We start from the raw sequence: 17,742 nt of genomic DNA, 5'->3' as shown, positions 1-17,742 counted from the left end.
TGTCCCATGTGCGGCGTGTCCGCGACGCTGGCGGGCCCATGCCCCGGCTGCGGACGCGCCCCGGACCGGGACGCCGCCGAGGTCATCGCGTACGACCACCGCATCGCCGACCTGGTCCCGCGAGTCGAGCAGGCGCGCGCGGCGTACGAGGGCCTCGCCGCCGAGCTGACCCTCGCCCGCCGACAGCGTGAGCTGCACGCCACCGCGGTACGCACCGCCGTGGCCCGCCAGCGCGGTCAGCACCTCGCGGTGATGACCCAGCGCGCGCAGGTCACCGCCCCCGCCACCGTCTCCGCCACCGGGTCCGGCGGCCCCACCGTGCCGGGCGGTCCGTCGTGGCCGGTCCAGCCCGCGGCGCCGAGCGGTCCGGGCGGGCGGCCCGAGGCCAGCACCAAGACGGTGCAGAACCTGCTGTTCGTGCTCGGCGGGCTGCTGCTCGGCATCGCCGCGATCGTCTTCACCGCTGTGGCCTGGGCCGCCTTCGACGTGGTCGGGCGCGCGGTCATCCTGGGCGTGGTGACCCTGGCCGTGCTGGCGGTGCCGCCGCTGGTGCGTCGCCGCGGACTCACCGCCACCGCGGAGACCTTCGCCGCCCTGGGCCTGCTGCTGGTCCTGTTGGACGGCTACGCCATCTGGTACGTCGACCTCGGCGGCATCGCCGAGCACTGGCACGGCGCCGCGTACGCGGGCACGGTGGCGGCGGTGACGAGCGCGGTCGGGTTCGCGTACACCCGGATCGTCGGCACAGCCGCGACCCGCTTCGGCGCCCTGCTCGCCGCGCAGCCCGCGCTGCCGCTGCTGTTCGTGCCGACCGAGCTCGGCGCCGACGGCTGGGCGCTGCTCTTCGCGGCGGTGGCCCTCGGCGACCTGCTGCTGCGGCGGACCTGGCGGGACCGGTCCGGCGTGGCGACCACGTGGCGGGTGCTCGCCGCGCTCGCCGCCGGTGCCGCCCTGGCTGTGGCCCTGCTGCTGGCGCTGGGTGCCTGGCTGCTGGCCGGAGACCTTGGTGCGGCCGTACGGGGCTCGGGAGCGCTGCTGGCGGTCGTCGCGATCCTGGCGACCTGGCTCTGGCTGCCTGATCCGACCGCCGGGCCGGTCGCCGATCCGACCGCCGGGCCGGTCGCCTACGCGCCCGCCGCCGCCCCGCTCGCGACGGTGCCGGGAGCCGCACCGGCAGCGGGTGGGACGGCCTATCGCCGTGCCGTCGCGGCGGGCGTGCTCGCGGTGGCGCTGGCCGCCGCGCTGGCCCGGCCGGGTCTGGAGCAGTGGCCGCGGCAGTGGCTGCTGCTGTTGACGGCTGCCGCGGGCCTGATCGTGGTGCTGGCGCTGGCGGCGCGCGGCGTGCTCGGCAGACGGGAACCGGCCGCCGCCACCGGGGCACGCGTCGGCGCGGCGCTCGCGCTGGCCGTGCCCGCGGCGTGCGCGGCGGGCTGGGCCCTGCTGATCGGGATCTACTCGTTGGGCGACGCGCTGCCCTGGTGGGACGCCCACCCGGTGGCCTACGCCGGTGGATACGCCTGGCAGCTGCCGCTGTCACTGCTGCTGGTCACCGCGGCCGCCTGGCTGCTCGCCGGTCAGGCCGGCTCCGGCGTGCTACGCCAGTGGACCCTGGTCCCCGCGCTGCCGCTGCTGGCCCTGGCCCTGCCCGGCCACCCCGCGCTCACCCCGTGGGCCGCCGTCGCCGTCGACCTGGTCGCGGCCACGGCCGCCGTGCTCCTGGCCCTGCTCGCCCGACCGCACGCCGATCCGGCCGACCTGCCCGCGATGGCGCCGGTCGGCCGTACCGAGGCGGGTGCGGACACGCGACCGGCCACCCCACCCGGCGACGAGCGTGACGCGGCCACCGGCGAGCGCATCATGCTCACCGGCTTCAGCACCCCGGCCGGGGCCGCGCTGCTCGGCGGTGGCACGGTGCCCAGCGGCCCGCTGCCGCCCGCCCCGGCGGCGCCGTGGCGGGCGGCCGCACCCGGCGCGGTGGCCTGGGGCGTCGCGGCGCTACTGCTCGGCGCGCACGCGCTGGCGGCCGGTGGCGGTGCACCGATGCGCTCGGCGGTGGCGCTGATCGGCGTGGTCCTGCTCGGTGCGCTCGCCTCGGCCGCGCTCCGGGTGTTGCCGCAGGCCTCGACGGCGGTCGGTGGGGTCGGCGCGGCGCTGGCCATCGCCCTGCTCCCGCCCGCGGTGCACGCCACCGTGGTCGCCGCGGGCGCGAGCGACCTGTCCGGACGCCGCGCGATGCTGGTCGTGGCGCTGCTCAGCCCGCTCTGGGTCTACCTGCTGCGCCCGCTGCGTACGTACGCCGTGGTCGGTGGGCTGGTCGGGGCGCTGTGGGCGCTGCCGTTCGGTCTCCCGGCCGCCGAACCCGCCGAGGTCTACACCGCGCTCTGCGTGCTGGCGCTGTCCGCGATCTGGCTGCTGGCGCGGCAGTCCTGGGTGCGCTGGGTGCCCGCGGTGGTGTTCGTGGGCGGCCTGGTCCAGTGCGGCGCCACCCTGCATGCGATCTTCGTGGCCCCGCTGGGCTGGTTCGACGCGATCTGGACCGGCACCCCGGCGGGTGCCGGGCTCAGCCCCGACCCGCTGGCCCCGGTGACCTGGACGTCGGTGCTGGCACTGGCTCTCTACGCCCCGGCCGCCGCGGCCTGGTTCGACCGCGCCGGCCGCCGGTACGGGCTGATCCTCGGCGGGCTCGTCGGCCTGGTCGCCGTGTTCGCGGCGCTGGCCGCCTGGCCCGCCCCGTGGCCGGTCATCGCGGCCCTGCAACTGCTGCTCGGCACCGGCCTGCTGGTGGCCGTCGCGCTGCGCCGCCTCGGCGCCCTGACCGCCACCGCCGCCGCGTACGGCGTGCTGCTGGCGGGGCTCGGGCTGGCCGGGGCGATGCCGCAGAAGTGGTCCACCATCGCGGCGCTGGCGGTGCTGACCGTCGCGTTCGGGGTGGCCGCCTTCGGTGGGCGTACCGCCCCGATCCGCACCGCGGGCTGGCTGGCCGGGGCGGGCGCGAAGGTGCTGCTCGCGTACGCGGTCGGCCGGGCGGCGGACCTGTCCACCGAAGTGACCGGCTACCTGGTGCTCGCCGTGGCGGCGCTGCTGCTCGGTCTGGCCTACCTGCCCCGGGTGCGGGCCCAGCGGGTCGCGGTCGAGGCGGCGGCGCACTCGGCGGCGCTGGTGGCACTGACGCTGTGCCAGGGCGCGGCGCGCCCGAGCGCGGCGGTGCTGGCGCTGTGGGGCGTGGCCCTGGGGCTGACCGTGCTGGCGGCACCGGCCGCCCAGCGGGTGCCCCGGGCGGCGCTGGCGGCGTTGCTGGAGTCGGTCGCCTGGTGCCTGCTGCTGCGCTCGGCGGGCGTGGGCACGGTGGAGGCGTACACGCTGCCGGTGGCGCTGCTGGCCCTGGCTGTCGGCCTGTACGCGGCGCGGACCCGGCCGGAGCTGTCGAGCTGGCTGTTCGCCGGTCCCGCGCTGGTCGCGGGGCTGCTGCCCAGCCTGGCCGGGGCGTTGACCGGCGAGTCGGTGACGCGGCGGCTGCTGCTCGGCGCGGGCGCGCTGGCCGTGGTGGTGTTCGGGTCGCTGCGCCGTTGGCAGGCGCCGGTGGTGCTCGGCGGTGGCGTGCTGCTGGTGCTGGCCGCGCACGAACTGGTGCTGGTGGCGCGACTGGTGCCGAGCTGGGTGCCGATCGCGGTCGGCGGCGCGGTGCTGCTCGCGCTGGCGATCACGTACGAGCGGCGGCGCCGCGACATGGCCCGCCTGCGCGGCGCCCTGGGCCGAATGCGCTGACGTACTTCGTTGAACCGACTGTCCAGCCGTCCCCGTCTTGCCAGAATGTGAGGAGGTATCCACATAAAGGGGGCAACATGGACTTCTGGGATGTCTTCTGGCTGTTGCTGATCTTCATCCCGCTGCTGCTGATCTGGGCGTTCGCCGTGGTGGACATCTTCCGCCGCGACGACCTCAGCGGCTGGCTCAAGGCCCTGTGGATCGTCGTGGTGATCCTGGCGCCGTTCTTCGGCACCCTGATCTACCTGATCTTCCGCAGGCCGGGCGCCACCCCGCAGGAACGGCAGGCGATGGACCAGGCCAGCCGCGACTTCGTGCAGAAGTACGCGCCGACCGACACCGCCCAGCAGCTCAGCATGCTCGCCGACCTGCACGACCGGGGCAAGCTGACCGACGCCGAGTTCGCCACCGAGAAAGCGCGGGTGCTCGATGCCGCCAAGGCAGTGACGCCCGCCACGCCCACGGCACCTGGGACCGCTACCAGCACCGCGACCTCGGCCGCTGGCGCAAAGCCGACAGCGCCGAGTGGCGCCTGACGATCCGTTTGCGGGTTGCGGCAGGTCGCGCCGCGAACCTAGGGTCTGTGGTCATGAGGTTCGAGGTCAGCCACGTACTGGATGCGATCGAGCGGCGGCTGGGCACCGACCCGGCCCTGGCCGCCGGAGTCCTCGACGTGGCTGAGTTGATCTACTGCGCCGACCTGGACGGTGGCCGTCCGGCCAACCTGGTGCGGCTGGGCATGGTGGTCGACGCGCTGGCCCGCCAGGTCGGCGAGGAGCACGTCTCGGCGTACTGCGTGGTCGACAAGTCGCTGCTGTCGAACCAGGACCTGACCTCCAACGAGCGCATGGTCATGCGCCGCTGGGCCGACGACGGCACCGTCGAGGTCGCCGTCGGCGCCGCCCCGCGCGTCATGGAGATCTCCGAGCTCACCGGCCTGCCGATCATCTCCCGGGCGCTGCCCGCGGTGTGGTCGCCGCTGCCCGGCGCGGGCGGCGCGGTGCTGCAGCCGCGCGGCCCGGCCCCGAGCGGCCCGTCGCCGGTCGGTCGCCAACTGACCGCCCGCTGGTGGCACTGCCCCGACCCGGAGTGCGGCAGCTTCGGCCCGGCTCGGCGCGGCAGCGGCCAGCCCGTGCCCCGGCTGCGCAACGGCCAACCGGTCTGCGCCCGCCACGACGCGCCGCTCGGCGACGCCGGACCGCGCCCGCCGCAGCAGGTGCTCGCGGTGCGCATCGACGGCGTGATCCGTACCCGGTTCGTGGTGACCGCGGCCGGACCGGTCGTGGTCGGCCGCGCGCCCGACGGTGGTCAGGGGCAGACCGGGGTGCAGCTGGGGCCGTGGCTGAACGAGGACGCGCGGGCCAAGGTCAGCCGGGCGCACGTGTCGGTCGCGCTGACCCAGACCGGGATCTCGATCACGGATCTGAGCATGAACGGGACGTTGGTGCGGCTTGGTGGCGCCGCCGACGGGGAGCTTCAGCTCAGTCGGGGGGCTTCGCGGCAGTTGGGCGTCTCCGACATCGTGGAGTTGTTTCCGGGGGTGGAGATCGGGCGGCTGGGGGCGTTGGCGAGCAGCCGACCTGTTGACTCGGCGTCGGTGCTCGGCGAGGCGCCGACGATGGCCTTCCGCCCCAACACCCCCTCCTTCTAGCGCTCACAGACGTAAGGAAGGGCACCTTCTCATCGCTTTGCGAGGTAGAAGGTGCCCTTCTTAACGGCCGCTGGCCGCTGCTCGACTTACCGGTCACTTCTCCCCGTGGGCTGGCCGCTGGGCGGCCCTGCCGCTGGTCGGCCGGCGGTGGCGGTGGCGGTGGCTGGTGGGTGGGTGGGAAGGGCTTGGCGAATGCTGGGTTGATCGCTGTGGTCGGTCAGAACAGCGGGGTTGGGCCGACTCTCTGACCGAAGACCGTGATCATGGCGAGACGGGCGCGCCATGATCACGGTCTTCGGTCAGTTTCCGGGCGTCGTCTGCGGCCGAATCCGACCTTCTGGCCACTGACGGAGATCATGCCAACGGCTGGAGTTGCAAGATCGCTGCCTGCGGTCACTCTCCGGGCCGAGCCGGAGCGCCGTAAGCGGCGATCGTGAACGCGGGCAGCGATCCGTGGTGGCTGGTGGCTGGTGGCTGGTGGCTGGTGGGGTGTCAGGCGGCGCCGATGACCTCGGCGAGCTGCCGGACCGCCCAGCGGATCTCGTCCTCCTCGATCACCAGCGGCGGCGCGAGCCGTACCGTCACGCCGTGGGTGTCCTTGGCCAGCATGCCGCGCGCCATGAGCTTCTCGGACGCCTCGCGACCACTCATGATGGACGGGTCGATGTCGACCCCGGCCCACAGGCCGCGCCCGCGCACCGCGGTCACGCCCCGGCCGATCAGCGCCCGCAGCTGCTCGTGCAGCAGCCCGCCCAGCTCGGCCGAGCGGCGCTGGAACTCACCGGTCTCCAGCAGCTTGATCACCTCGATGGCGACCGCGCAGCTCAGCGGGTTGCCGCCGAAGGTCGAGCCGTGCTCGCCCGGCTTGAGCACCCCCAGCACCTCGCGGCTGGCCGCCACGGCCGACACCGGCACGATGCCGCCGCCCAGCGCCTTGCCCATGATGTGCATATCGGGGCGGACGCCCTCGTGGTCGACGGCGAACGTCATGCCGGTCCGGCCCAGGCCGCTCTGGATCTCGTCGGCCAGGAACAGCACGTTGCGGCGGTCGCACAGCTCGCGCACGCCGCGCAGGTAGCCGTCCGGCGGCACCAGCACGCCCGCCTCGCCCTGGATCGGCTCCAGCAGCACCGCGACGGTGAAGTCGTCGACGGCGTCGGCCAGCGCGGTCAGGTCGCCGTAGGGCACGATCTGGAACCCCGGCGTGTACGGCCCGAAGTCCGCCCGCGCGTCGTCGTCGGTGGAGAAGCTGATGATCGTGGTGGTACGGCCGTGGAAGTTGTCCGCCGCCACGATGATCTTCGCTTGCCCGTCCGGCACGCCCTTGACCTGGTAACCCCACTTGCGGGCCACCTTGATCGCGGTCTCCACCGCCTCGGCGCCGGTGTTCATCGGCAGCACCAGCTCCTGCCCGGTGAGGTCGGCCAGCCGGTGGCAGAACTCCGCGAACTGGTCGTGGATGAACGCGCGGCTGGTCAGCGTGAGCCGGTCCAGCTGCGCGTGCGCGGCGGCGATCAGCTTCGGGTGCCGGTGGCCGAAGTTCAGCGCCGAGTATCCGGACAGGAAGTCCAGGAACCGCCTGCCGTCGATGTCGGTGACCCAGGCCCCCTGGGCCTCGGAGATCACCACTGGCAGCGGGTGGTAGTTGTGCGCCGTCCAGCGCTCGGCGTCGGCCACTGCCGACGGGGTACGGCTATCGACGATCGAGTTCATGACCGCAACTCCAGGGTGCAGCACTTGGGTCCACCGCCGGCCAGGCGCAGCTCGGAGACGTCCACCCCGATCGGCTCGTAACCAGCCTTGCGCAGTTCCTCCGCCAGGTGCGGGGCCTGTACGGGCAGCACGACGTTGTGCCCGTCGCTGACCGCGTTGAGGCCGAGCACCTCGGCATCCTCGATATTAGCGAGCACGGCGTTCGGGTAGAGCTGACGCAACACCGCCTGGCTGCCCGGAGAAAAAGCCTCCGGCAGGTACGCGATGTTGGCCGGCTTGCCGTCGGCGCCGGTCGACAGTACGCACAGCGCGGTGTCCAGGTGGTAGAAGCGCGGGTCCACCAGCTGCAGCGTGATCACGGGGCGGCCGAAGATCTCCTGCACCTCCGCGTGCGAGGCGTGCGCGGTGCGGAAGCCCGTACCGGCCAGGACGTACTCCCCGGCGAGCAGGATGTCGCCCTCGCCCTCGTTGACGTGCTTGGCGTCGTGGACCTCGTAGCCGGACCGGTCGAACCAGTCACGGTAGGCCGGGCCCTCGTCGGCACGCTCGGCGTGGCGGAACTGGGCGGTGAACATCCGACCGTCGATCACGGTGCCGCCGTTGGCGGCGAAGACCATGTCGGGCAGGCCGGGAACCGGCTCGATGAGCTCGATCTGGTGGCCGAGGTTCTCGTACGTGGCCTTGAGGCTCTCCCACTGGCTGATGGCCAGGGTGGTGTCGTACGGAGCGGCGGGGTCCATCCACGGGTTGATCTTGTAGGTGACGGCGAAGTGGGTGGGCCGGCACATCAGAAAGCGCTTCTGCATGCCTCAACGCTAAGGGCCCGACAGCTGCGACAACCATTGTTCGACCATGCGCGTGACCTTGGTTCATTGCGCATTTCGGCACCCCGACCAACGATTCGTTGCGTCGGGTCCGAATCCCGTTCCCGACCCCACGCTACGCCCGCCCCGGCACCCCGCCAACCCCACTTCCGTGGGACCGGCGGGGACGGGCTGCGGGCGGGTGGGACCGGCGGTGTGGTGGTGCTGAACTGTCGTTAAAGTGCCGGTCATGACTGACAGCCAGAGAGTTGCGATCGTGACCGGGGCCGCGCGGGGGATCGGCGCGGCCACCGCCCAGCGGCTGGCCGCCGACGGGTTCGCCGTCGCCGCCGTCGACCTCAACGCGGCCAACTGCGCCGACACCGTGGCCGCCATCGCCGCCGCGGGTGGTCGGGCGATCGCCGTCGGCGCGGACGTCTCCGACTCCGCCGCGGTCGAGACCGCCGTCGCCCACGTCGCCGAGACGCTGGGCAGCCCGTCCGTGCTGGTCAACAACGCGGGCGTACTGCGCGACAACCTGCTGTTCAAGATGAGCGACGACGACTGGGACACGGTCATGTCGGTGCACCTGCGCGGCGCGTTCCTGTGCAGCCGCGCCGTGCAGAAGTACATGGTCGAGCAGAAGTACGGCCGGATCGTGTCGCTGTCGAGCACCTCCGCGCTCGGCAACCGGGGCCAGGCCAACTACGCCGCCGCCAAGGCGGGGCTGCAGGGCTTCACCAAGACGCTGTCCATCGAGCTCGGCCCGTTCGGCATCACCGCCAACGCGGTCGCGCCCGGATTCATCGTCACCGAGATGACCGCCGCCACCGCCGCGCGGGTCGGGGTGGACTTCGAGGCGTTCCAGGCGGCGCGGGCAGCCGAGACGCCGGTCCGCCGAGTGGGGCGCCCGGAGGACGTCGCGCACGCGATCTCGTACCTGGCCAGCGAAGGTGCCGGCTTCGTCACCGGCCAGGTCATCTACGTGGCGGGCGGTCCCCGCGGCTGACTCCGGGCACCGTCCCGTCCGCACCCCTCTTAGCATTGACGCTGGCCTATCTAGAGGACGAATCTTGGAAAACTGTCCTCTAGATAGGCCAGCGTCATTGAAAGGCGGAGCGGTGGAGCGGCCGCGACCAGCACTGGCGTGACAGGAGTGCGCCATTGTTACCCGTGGGTATTGTGATCTAGCTCACGACATGGTTACCTCTCGGTAACTTGTCCGCAGCAAGGCCGACATCCCCCGCGAGGTCGCTGTGAGGAGATCCCTACCCCTCTTCACGGTGGTCGTGCTCGCTCTGTTCGGCTGGGCCGCTCCCGCCCACGCCGGCACGACCACCGGGTTCCGCTTCGTCGACATCACCGCCCCCGACGGGGTGGTCCTCAAGGCCAACGTCATCGAGCCGACCAGCCCCGGTCGGCACCCCGCCATCGTGTTCCCGTCCAGCTGGGGACTCAACGACCTGGAATACCTGGCCCAGGCCAACGCCCTCGCCCAGGGCGGTTACACCGTCGTGTCATACACCCCGCGCGGGTGGTGGGCCTCGGGCGGCGAGGTCGACACCGCCGGGCCGAAGGACATCGCCGACGTGTCGAGGGTGCTCGACTGGACCGTCGCGAACACCACCGCCGACGCCTCCCGGCTGGGTATGGCGGGCGTGTCGTACGGCGCCGGCATCAGCCTGATCGCGTCCGGCCACGATAGCCGCATCCGAGCCGTGGCCGCGCTCAGCGGCTGGAGCGACCTGGTCAGCTCCCTCTACGGCGGCGACACCCGCCGCCTGCAGTCCTCGGCGCTGCTGGTCGGCGCGGCGGCGCTGCTGGCCGACACCAGCGACGAGTTCGACCGCGTCATCGGCGACTTCTACGCCAACCGCAACATCGACGGGGTCAAGTCCTTCGCTCGGGCGCGGTCGGCGGGCACGTACCTGTCGGCGATCAACGCCAGCCACCCCGCGATCCTGATGGCCAACGGGTACGGCGACTCGATCTTCCCGCCGAACCAGCTCACCGACTTCTTCACCGGCCTGACCGGTCCGAAGCGGCTGGAGTTCGCCCCCGGCGACCACGCCATTCCCGAGCTGACCGGCCTGGCTGGGCTGGACAACCACGTGTGGACCTCGGTGCGCCGCTGGATGGATCGCTACCTGCAGGGCGCGGCCAACGGGATCGACACCGAGCCGCCGGTGGTGCTCCGGTCGCTGACCGGCGGCGCGGCCGAGTCCTACCCGAGCTGGGCGGCGGTGAACACCACGACCACCCGGTACGGCCTGGGCGAGGTGAGCTGGCTGACCGGCACCGGCAGCCTCGGCGGCGCCCCGTCGACGGGCTGGTCGCGGCGCACCTGGTTCACCGTGGACACGGTGGCCGCCGGTGGCGTGATCCTGCTCTCCAATGGGCTGCAGGCGCTGACCGGGATCCCGCCGACGGCCTGGATCCCGGCGGTGGACCGTAACGCCGCCGGGGTGTGGCAGGCCGACGACGCGTCGAGCACGATCCGCATCCGTGGCGCGGCCACGGTGCACGCCCGGTTCACCCCCACCGAGCGCAGTGGCACTCTGGTGGCGTACCTGTACGACGTGGACTGGGCGGGCACCGGTCGCCTGATCACCCAGGCTCCGGGTTCGTGGCTGAACGGCACGGCCAATGCCGTCCGTACCCTCGACATCAAGCTCCCCGCGACCAGCTGGGACGTTCCCGCGGGCCACCACCTGGCCCTGGTGATCGACGGCCACGACGGCTTCTACCTGGACGAGAACGGCACCCTCGGCTCCGTCCTCTTCACCGGCCAGTCCTGGCTGGACCTCCCCGTCCGCTGAGAAATCCGCTGACGATCATGCGGTTTCGGGGAAAGCGCACCCATCCGCCCTCGGATTCGTGCACTTTCCCCGAAACCGCAACCGCAACCGCACCGCGGCCACCGCGGGGTCAGCGGCCGATTGCGCCGTGTGGCGGGACGATCAGGGCGTAGATGACCAGCACGCACAGGGCGATGTTGATCAGGGACCACCACGGGAACACCGGCAGGTAGAGCATCTGGATCAGGGCGGTGAGGCCGGCCAGGCCGACGCCCACGCCGCGGGCCCACGTCTTGCCGGACATGATGCCCGAGCCGACGACGATCTGGATGATGCCGAGGATCACGTGCAGCCAGCCCCAGCCGGTCCGGTCGAACAGATAGAACTGGCCCGCCGCGTAGCTGACGTACCTGTCGTTGAAGAGCGCGAACACCCCTTCGACGACGTTGAACACGCCGAGCAGCAGGATCAGCAGGCCCGCGAAGGACAGCCAGCCGGAGACCGGTGGGCTGGCGGGCCGTACGGCCGTCGTCATCGGAGTACCCCCCATTTCGTGATGTCTTCTCACGTTATCCATGCTCATGGTCGTTTTCGGGCGGAACGGCGGAAGCCGGGCCCGGGTGGCGGTGCGCCTCGGCGACCGCCCAGGCGGCCAGGGCGGTGGTGATCGGCACGGCGGCGATGAGCCCGAGCGTGCCGACGACACCGCGCACGATCTCGGCGGTGATGATCTGCGTGGGCAGCACGTCGCCGACCTTCGCCCCGGCGCTGACGATCAGCAGCATCAGCGGCAGCGACGCACCCGCGTACGCCAGGATGATGGTGTTGACCACCGATGCCACGTGCGAGCGCCCGACCCGGATCGCCGCGCGGTAGAGCTGGCGCGCCGACAGCGTCGGATCGGCCAGGGACAGCTCGCCCACCAGCGCGGTCTGGGTGATGGTGACGTCGTCGAGCACGCCGAGCGTGCCGATGATGATTCCGGCGAGCAGCAGGCCGCGTAGGTCCACTCCGGCCAGCACGTTGGTGAGGATGGCCGCTTCGTCGGTGCCCGCCCCGGTCAGGTACAGCGCGCGGGTCACCAGCAGGCCGAGCAGTCCGGTCAGGATCAGCGCGGCCAGCGTGCCCAGCACGGCCATCGAGGTGCCCACGCTGATGCCGTGGGTCAGGTAGATGACGGCGAACATGATCGCCGCCGCGCCCACGATGGCCACCGGCAGCGGCGCCTCGCCCTGCTGGATCGCGGGCAGGATGAATCCCAGCAGCACCGCGAAGCTGACCGCGAGCCCGATCAGGCTGGCCACGCCCCGCCAGCGCGCGAACGCGACCACCGCGGCGACAAACAACGCCACCAGCAGCAGCAACGGCGTCCAGCGGTCGTGGTCGACGACGGCGTAGCGCAGGTTGCCCTGCGCGTCGGGGCTCTGCACCACGACGACCCGGTCACCGGGCGCGATGACCGGCGCGGTCGGCCCGGATGGCACGGTCGCCTCGACCTGCTCGCCGTGGACGCGGACGACCGCGGTGCCGCAGTCGCCGCCGAGCTGCGCCGGGGTCTCCCGCGGGCAGGCCGGGGTGGCGCTGACGACCTCCCCGCGCAGCCGGGGCAGCTGCTCCTCGGCGGGCGGCACGCTGCCGCGCGGCCACAGCACCAGCAGCCCGACCACTGTCGCCACCACCATCGGGACGATGACGAGGGTGACGATGTGCCGCAGCCGGGGCGGCGCGGGCGGCAGGGTCTCACTCGGCTCGTGACTGTGCCCGGCCCCCATGCCCCGAAGCTAGTCCACCTGGGACGTCGCCCAGGCTGGTTGCGGCATTTCGGTCAGGGCGTGACGAGCAATGTGTGCCGGTAGCCGTCGTCGTCCCACAGCGCCAGCAGTCGCCCGTCCGGCCCGGCGACCAGCGCCAGGTAGTAGGGCTCGGCCGTCAGCCGGGCCAGCGTGACCCGCCGCGGCACCCTCGTCCTGCCGTCCACCGCCGTGCACCACAGCGCCAGCCGCTGCGGCTCGGGCGCCGGTGCTCCGAAGCGGACGTACACGACCGGTCTCGGGCCCGGGGTCGTGGTCAGCCCGCAGGCGGTGTTCCCGCGTACGGCCAGCGGCCAGCGGCCCTGGTCACCGCCGAGTTCGGCGGCCTCGTGCAACCCGAGCTCGCCGTAGTCGACCAGGGCAGTGGGCAGCGTCGGGTCGGCGGGTGCGGCGATCTGCTCGAGGCGGGCGCCCTTGCAGTCGGCCGCGGGGCAGGTGGCCAGCCAGGCCCGGCCGCCGGACGCGTCGCGCAGCAGCGCCGTCGGGCGGTCCTGGTCGTCGAGGGCCAACGTGAGCTGCGGTACGACCGTACGCATGTTCGCGTCGTAGAACTGCGTCCTGTTCACCGCGGCCTCGACCGTGCCCAGCACGGCCAGCGAGCGCCGGGTGCAGTGTACGGTGTTGCAGCGGGTGACCGCGAGTTCGACCCGGTCCGGCTCGCCGTCCTTGACCAGCAGCGGACGGGCCGTGGCGACCACGACCGAGCCGTCCGGACCGGGCGCGACGGCCAGCACAGGCTGGCTCTCCTCGCCGCCGGTGTGCCACTTCGTGATGCCGTCGGTGCACCGCCCCGGCCCGTCGCAGCGTTCGAGCGCCACCGCGTCGTTGCCGTCTGTTCTGATCACGTCGGGCATGTCGCGCCCACGCAGCCCGGCCGTGACCACGGTGCCGTCGGCGCCGATCGCGGTGGCGGCGTTGTCGGCACCGAGCCAGGTCACCGCCGAGTTGTGCGCGTCGCTCGCGGCGCAGGCGTCGTCGCGGCACCAGTGCATGCCGTACTCGGTGACGACGATCGGGTGCCTTCCGGTCGGCCAGGCCGTGGCGAGGATGGCGCCGCTCCAGGAGACCTCCTGCGAGACGGCGGTCGGGCTGTCGTACGGGTTGACCGCCGCGACGGTGATCCCGAGCAGCAGCGGCAGCGGTAGCAGCGCCGCCAGCGCCCAACCGGTGGCGCGCCGGGGCGCCGGGGCGGCGGTGGTCGCGCCGAGACCGGCCAGGACCGCCTCGACCCGCGCCGGATCGGTCTGGACCGGACCGGCCTGCAGCGAGCCGCGCGGCCGCAGGTAGGCCACCATCAGCAGCGACGCCTGCACCGCGGCGAGCAGCAGCATGCCGAGGACCGCCAGCACCTGCCCGAGCCAGCCGAGGTAGGGCGGGTGGGGCAGGGGCACCCGGTCCAGCTGGCCGCCCACGAACTGGTTGGCCAGCCACGGCAGGACGATCACCGCCGACATCGCGATCCCGGTGCTCGGCAGGCGCCCGGCCGCCAGCCGGTGTGCGTGGCGCAGCAGCGGAAGTTCATTGTCGCGCAGGACGATCGCGGGCAGCAGCAGCAACCGGGTCGACACCAGCACCAGCCCGCACCCGATGATCACGGCCAGCAGCGGGAGTTCCAGTCCGTTGGCGTTGGCCGCCGCGCCCGCGCCGCACAGCGTCACCACGCCGATCAGGACGAGCATGAGCACGACGGCCATGGCCGACTCCGGCGCCGTACGCAGCGCCCGGCCCAGCGCCTGCCGCGAGGGCACGGCCACGCCGCGCAGTCGCCCGGCCAGCACGATCATCGCCGCGTTCAGCCCGATCAGCCAGCCGAAGGCCAGGACCAGCGCGCCGAGCACCGAACCGCCGGCCGTGGCGTCGGGCCGCAGCATCCCGTCCACGATCGTCGCCGAGGGACCCGCCTGCACGATGTCGATCATGTCGGCGAGCAGCAGGCCGGGCACCAGCGTCGGCACCAGCACGGCCGCCAGAGGCCGCCAGTGCGCCACTGCGGCGAACAGCCCGGCGGACAGCACGGCGCCGCCGCCGCTCGGGGTAGATCCATCGGTGGCTATGGCTGCGGGGGTGGTCACCGGCGCAGCGTAGGCGACGTACGCCAGCCCCCGCAGCCCCGGGGCCCACCGTGATCATCGAAGTTGCCGGGCAATCGGGGGTATCCGGGCCTGCCCGGTGCCCGATTGCCCGGCAACTTGACGGCCTCGGCCTACGGGTCTTGACGGCCTCGGACTGCTGGTCAGTGCGCGTGGTCTTCGTCGCGGGCCTGGCGCGGCAGCAGGAACGCGGCCGCGAAGGTGACCGCGAGCAGCGCCACCTCGACCCACAGCACCAGGCGCATCGCGTCGGCGAAGGACGCCTGGTCGGGGCCGAACGGCCCGAACTTGACCGTGTTGAAGAACAGGGTGCCGAGCAGGGCGATGCCGACCGCGCCGCCGAGCTGCTGTACGGCGGTGAGGGTGCCGGAGGCCGAGCCGGTCTCGTGCGGCTGCACCCCGGCCAGGATGATGTCGAAGAACGGGGCCATGACCAGGCCCATGCCGATGCCGAAGGCGCCGAGCGCGGGGGCCAGCTGCCACGGGGTGACGTCTGTGCCCGCCAGTTCCAGGGTGATCACGAAGCCGACGGTGGCGGCGGCCATCACGGTCAGGCCGACGTGCAGCAGGCGTCGGCCCAGCCTGCGGGTCAGTCCGGCGCCGCTGGCCAGGCCGAAGCCGACCATGATGCCCAGCGACTGCGGCACCGAGGCCAGACCGGCCTTGAGCGGGGTGAAGCCCAGGCCGAGCTGGACGTACAGGCTGAAGGCGAGGCCGAAGCCGATCATGCCGGAGAAGAAGGCCAGCCCGGCGACGAGTCCGCCGGTGAAGGCACGCTTGCGGAACAGCGACGGCTCGACGAGCGGGTCGCCGCCGTTGCGGCTGCGCACGGCCTGCTGGCGTACGAAGAGGGCGAAGACGGGCAGGCAGGCGGCCATCATGGCGAATGTCCACGCGGGCCAGCCCAGCTCGCGGCCCTGCACCAGCGGGTAGAGCAGCAGCAGGGCACCGCCGGTGACCAGGCCGACACCGGTCAGGTCGAGCTTGGAGGCGTGCGCCGAGCGGGACTCGGGCAGGAACTTCGCGGCGCCGAGCAGGGCGAGCAGGCCCAGCGGCAGGTTGATCAGGAAGATCATGCGCCAGCCGGTGCCCCAGAAGTCGGCGTCGACCAGCCACCCGGCCAGGATCGGCCCGGCGACCGCGGACAGGCCCATGACCGGCCCGAACGCGCCGAATGCGGCACCCATCTCCTTGGGCGGGAAGACCTCCTTGATGATGCCGAGGCCCTGCGGCAGCAGCACCGCGCCGAACAGGCCCTGCAGCACCCGGGCGGCGATGAGCAGCTCGGGGGAGGTGGACACGGCGCACAGCGCCGAGGCGGCGACGAACCCGGCGGCGCCGATCATGAACATGCGCTTGCGGCCGAAGAGATCGCCCAGGCGGCCGCCGGTGATCAGGCCGACCGCCATGGCCAGCGTGTACGCGGCGCCGAGCCACTGGATCAGGCTCTCGGAGCCGCCGACGTCGGCCCGGATGGACGGCCCGGCGATGGTGGTGACCAGCGCGTCGAGCAGGTCCATCACCTCGGCGGCGAGGATCGTGAAGAGGGCGGCCCAGCGCCAGCGGTACGCCGGGGGCTCGGTATCGGGTGGGGCTGCGGTCTCGAGGACGGCGGACATGCGATCTCCAGGGGGAGGGGAGCGAACACTGTTCGTTTGACGAACACTGTTCTACCTACCGAACGTCGTTCGCGTCAACTACGATATCCGCCATGCCCGCCGAGAGCCCCGAGATCCCCGCTCCGCCCTGGCGCCGCTCCCGACCCGCAGGAGCGGCAAAGCGGCCGCTCAGTCAGGACATGATCATCGACGCGGCGCTGGTCGTGCTCGACCGGGAGGGTCTGGACGCGGTGAGCATGCGCCGGGTCGCCGAGGAGCTGGGCACCGGCGCCGCCTCGCTCTACGCGCACGTCGCCAACAAGGACGAGCTGCTGGAACTCGCGTACGACCGGATCCTGGGCGAGATCCGCCTACCCGCCGAGCCCGACCCGGACCGCTGGCAGGAGCAGATCCGCGAGATCGCCCGCGAGTCGTACCGGGTGCTCGGCGCACACGGCGACATCGCCCGGGTCAGCCTGGCCAACGTGCCCACCGGGCCGAACGCGCTCCGGGTGAGCGAGGCGATGCTGGGCGTGCTGATCACCGGGGGCGTGCCGCCGCAGCTGGCGGCGTGGGCGGTGGACCGCATCGCGCTGTACCTGAGTGCCGACGCCTACGAGGGGGCGCTCTACCAGGCCCGGCAGCGGGCCATGGGCGCCTCGCCGGAGCAGTTCATCGCCGAGTACTTCGGTCAGCTGCACGGTTACCTGGCGAGTCTGCCGCCCGAGCGGTTCCCGTTTCTCAGCAAGCATGTCGACGCGCTCGTGCAGGGCGATGGCGACCAGCGGTTCGAGTTCGGACTGGACATGCTGATCGGCGGCCTGGTCCGGCTGGTGCCGCAGCGGGACTGACCGGGGTCAGGGCGCCCCGACGGGCGTGTAGTCCGGGCCCAGGATCAGCGAGCGTACGTGCTCGATCAGCGCGACCAGCACCTCGCGGCCGGAGCGGCGGTCACGCACGTCGCACATGACCACGGGGACGTCCGCGTCCAGCGTCAGCGCGGTGCGCACGGCGGCCACCGAGAACGGCTGCGCGCCGTTGAAACAGTTCACCGCCACGATGAACGGCGTGCCCCGCTTCTCGAAATAGTCGATCGAGGGGAAGCTGTCGGCCAGTCGCCGCGTGTCGGCCAGCACGACTCCACCCAGGGCGCCGATGGCCAGCTCGTCCCACAGGAACTTGAACCGTTCCTGCCCTGGCGTGCCGAACAGGTAGAGCACGATGTTGTCGCCGATGGTGATCCGGCCGAAGTCCATGGTGACGGTGGTGGTGCGTTTGCCCTCCACCCCGGAGAGGTCGTCGTCGTCGGCTCCGGCGGTGGTCAGCACCTCCTCGGTGTGCAGCGGGAGCACTTCGCTCACCGTGCCCACCAGTGTGGTCTTTCCGGCGCCGAACCCGCCCGCGATCAGGATCTTTATCGTGGTGGGTGGCGTGGAGCGTTGGGGCATGCGACCTCTCAAGCGCGCCGGTGGACAGCCGCGCCCCTGATTCGACGGCTGATAGGGCGCAGCCG

General features: G+C 72.6%; 13 protein-coding genes. 6 read left to right on the top strand and 7 right to left on the bottom strand.

Features of this window, described 5'->3' with window-relative positions; translation table 11 throughout:
* Positions 1 to 15: 15 nt before the first annotated feature.
* The 3 genes from KUA19_RS02140 to KUA19_RS02130 all read left to right on the top strand — a co-directional run bounded on the left by KUA19_RS02140 (position 16) and on the right by KUA19_RS02130 (position 5,416).
* Entirely contained in the window at positions 16 to 3,765 is a 3,750-nt protein-coding gene (locus KUA19_RS02140) for an SCO7613 C-terminal domain-containing membrane protein (RefSeq protein ID WP_217394271.1), read from the top strand.
* 77 nt (positions 3,766 to 3,842) lie between these two features.
* Positions 3,843 to 4,301 carry an SHOCT domain-containing protein gene (locus KUA19_RS02135; RefSeq protein WP_217394269.1) on the top strand — a complete coding sequence of 153 codons (459 nt, stop codon included), beginning with the start codon at positions 3,843 to 3,845 and terminating at the stop codon, positions 4,299 to 4,301.
* A 53-nt stretch (positions 4,302 to 4,354) separates the two neighbouring features.
* Positions 4,355 to 5,416 (top strand): FHA domain-containing protein, encoded by a 1,062-nt coding sequence (locus tag KUA19_RS02130; RefSeq protein WP_217394267.1) that lies wholly within the window; start codon positions 4,355 to 4,357, stop codon positions 5,414 to 5,416.
* Between the two features lie 492 nt (positions 5,417 to 5,908).
* Here the strand turns inward: KUA19_RS02130 and rocD are convergent, their stop codons facing one another.
* Both rocD and ddaH read right to left on the bottom strand, forming a co-directional pair.
* Complete coding sequence (gene rocD, locus KUA19_RS02125) at positions 5,909 to 7,129, bottom strand: ornithine--oxo-acid transaminase (protein ID WP_217394265.1); 1,221 nt, start codon at positions 7,127 to 7,129, stop codon at positions 5,909 to 5,911.
* Positions 7,126 to 7,935 carry a dimethylargininase gene (ddaH, locus tag KUA19_RS02120; RefSeq protein ID WP_217394263.1) on the bottom strand — a complete coding sequence of 270 codons (810 nt, stop codon included), beginning with the start codon at positions 7,933 to 7,935 and terminating at the stop codon, positions 7,126 to 7,128. The genes rocD and ddaH overlap by 4 nt, the downstream gene beginning before the upstream one ends.
* Before the next feature lie 247 nt (positions 7,936 to 8,182).
* On the opposite strand from ddaH, the gene fabG reads away from it, so the two are divergent.
* Both fabG and KUA19_RS02110 read left to right on the top strand, forming a co-directional pair.
* Positions 8,183 to 8,941, top strand: coding sequence for a 3-oxoacyl-ACP reductase FabG (gene fabG, locus KUA19_RS02115; protein WP_217394261.1), 759 nt, complete (start codon positions 8,183 to 8,185; stop codon positions 8,939 to 8,941).
* Between the two features lie 274 nt (positions 8,942 to 9,215).
* Positions 9,216 to 10,751, top strand: coding sequence for a CocE/NonD family hydrolase (locus KUA19_RS02110; protein ID WP_308167280.1), 1,536 nt, complete (start codon positions 9,216 to 9,218; stop codon positions 10,749 to 10,751).
* 109 nt (positions 10,752 to 10,860) lie between these two features.
* On the opposite strand, the gene KUA19_RS02105 is transcribed toward KUA19_RS02110, so the two are convergent.
* The 4 genes from KUA19_RS02105 to KUA19_RS02090 form a co-directional block, all read right to left on the bottom strand.
* Entirely contained in the window at positions 10,861 to 11,265 is a 405-nt protein-coding gene (locus KUA19_RS02105) for a DUF7144 family membrane protein (protein WP_217394259.1), read from the bottom strand.
* 34 nt (positions 11,266 to 11,299) lie between these two features.
* The gene (locus KUA19_RS02100; RefSeq protein ID WP_217394257.1) at positions 11,300 to 12,502 is read right to left on the bottom strand and encodes a YibE/F family protein; all 1,203 of its coding nucleotides are present in this window, start codon (positions 12,500 to 12,502) and stop codon (positions 11,300 to 11,302) included.
* A 53-nt stretch (positions 12,503 to 12,555) separates the two neighbouring features.
* Positions 12,556 to 14,613: a hypothetical protein gene (locus tag KUA19_RS02095; protein ID WP_217394255.1), complete on the bottom strand. Its 2,058-nt coding sequence runs from the start codon at positions 14,611 to 14,613 to the stop codon at positions 12,556 to 12,558.
* Positions 14,614 to 14,774: 161 nt separating this feature from the next.
* Positions 14,775 to 16,250 (bottom strand): MFS transporter, encoded by a 1,476-nt coding sequence (locus tag KUA19_RS02090; protein ID WP_217394253.1) that lies wholly within the window; start codon positions 16,248 to 16,250, stop codon positions 14,775 to 14,777.
* Positions 16,251 to 16,342: 92 nt separating this feature from the next.
* On the opposite strand from KUA19_RS02090, the gene KUA19_RS02085 reads away from it, so the two are divergent.
* Positions 16,343 to 17,080 (top strand): TetR/AcrR family transcriptional regulator C-terminal domain-containing protein, encoded by a 738-nt coding sequence (locus KUA19_RS02085; RefSeq protein WP_217394251.1) that lies wholly within the window; start codon positions 16,343 to 16,345, stop codon positions 17,078 to 17,080.
* A gap of 6 nt (positions 17,081 to 17,086) precedes the next feature.
* Here KUA19_RS02085 and KUA19_RS02080 read toward each other — a convergent pair whose 3' ends face one another.
* Positions 17,087 to 17,677 (bottom strand): GTP-binding protein, encoded by a 591-nt coding sequence (locus KUA19_RS02080; protein WP_217394249.1) that lies wholly within the window; start codon positions 17,675 to 17,677, stop codon positions 17,087 to 17,089.
* Positions 17,678 to 17,742: the final 65 nt, after the last annotated feature.

Source organism: Catellatospora tritici, assembly GCF_019083965.1.
GTDB classification, from domain to species: Bacteria; Actinomycetota; Actinomycetes; order Mycobacteriales; family Micromonosporaceae; genus Catellatospora; species Catellatospora tritici.
The sequence above is the reverse complement of the archived record's forward strand: the minus strand, read 5'-3'. Positions and strand labels throughout refer to the sequence as shown.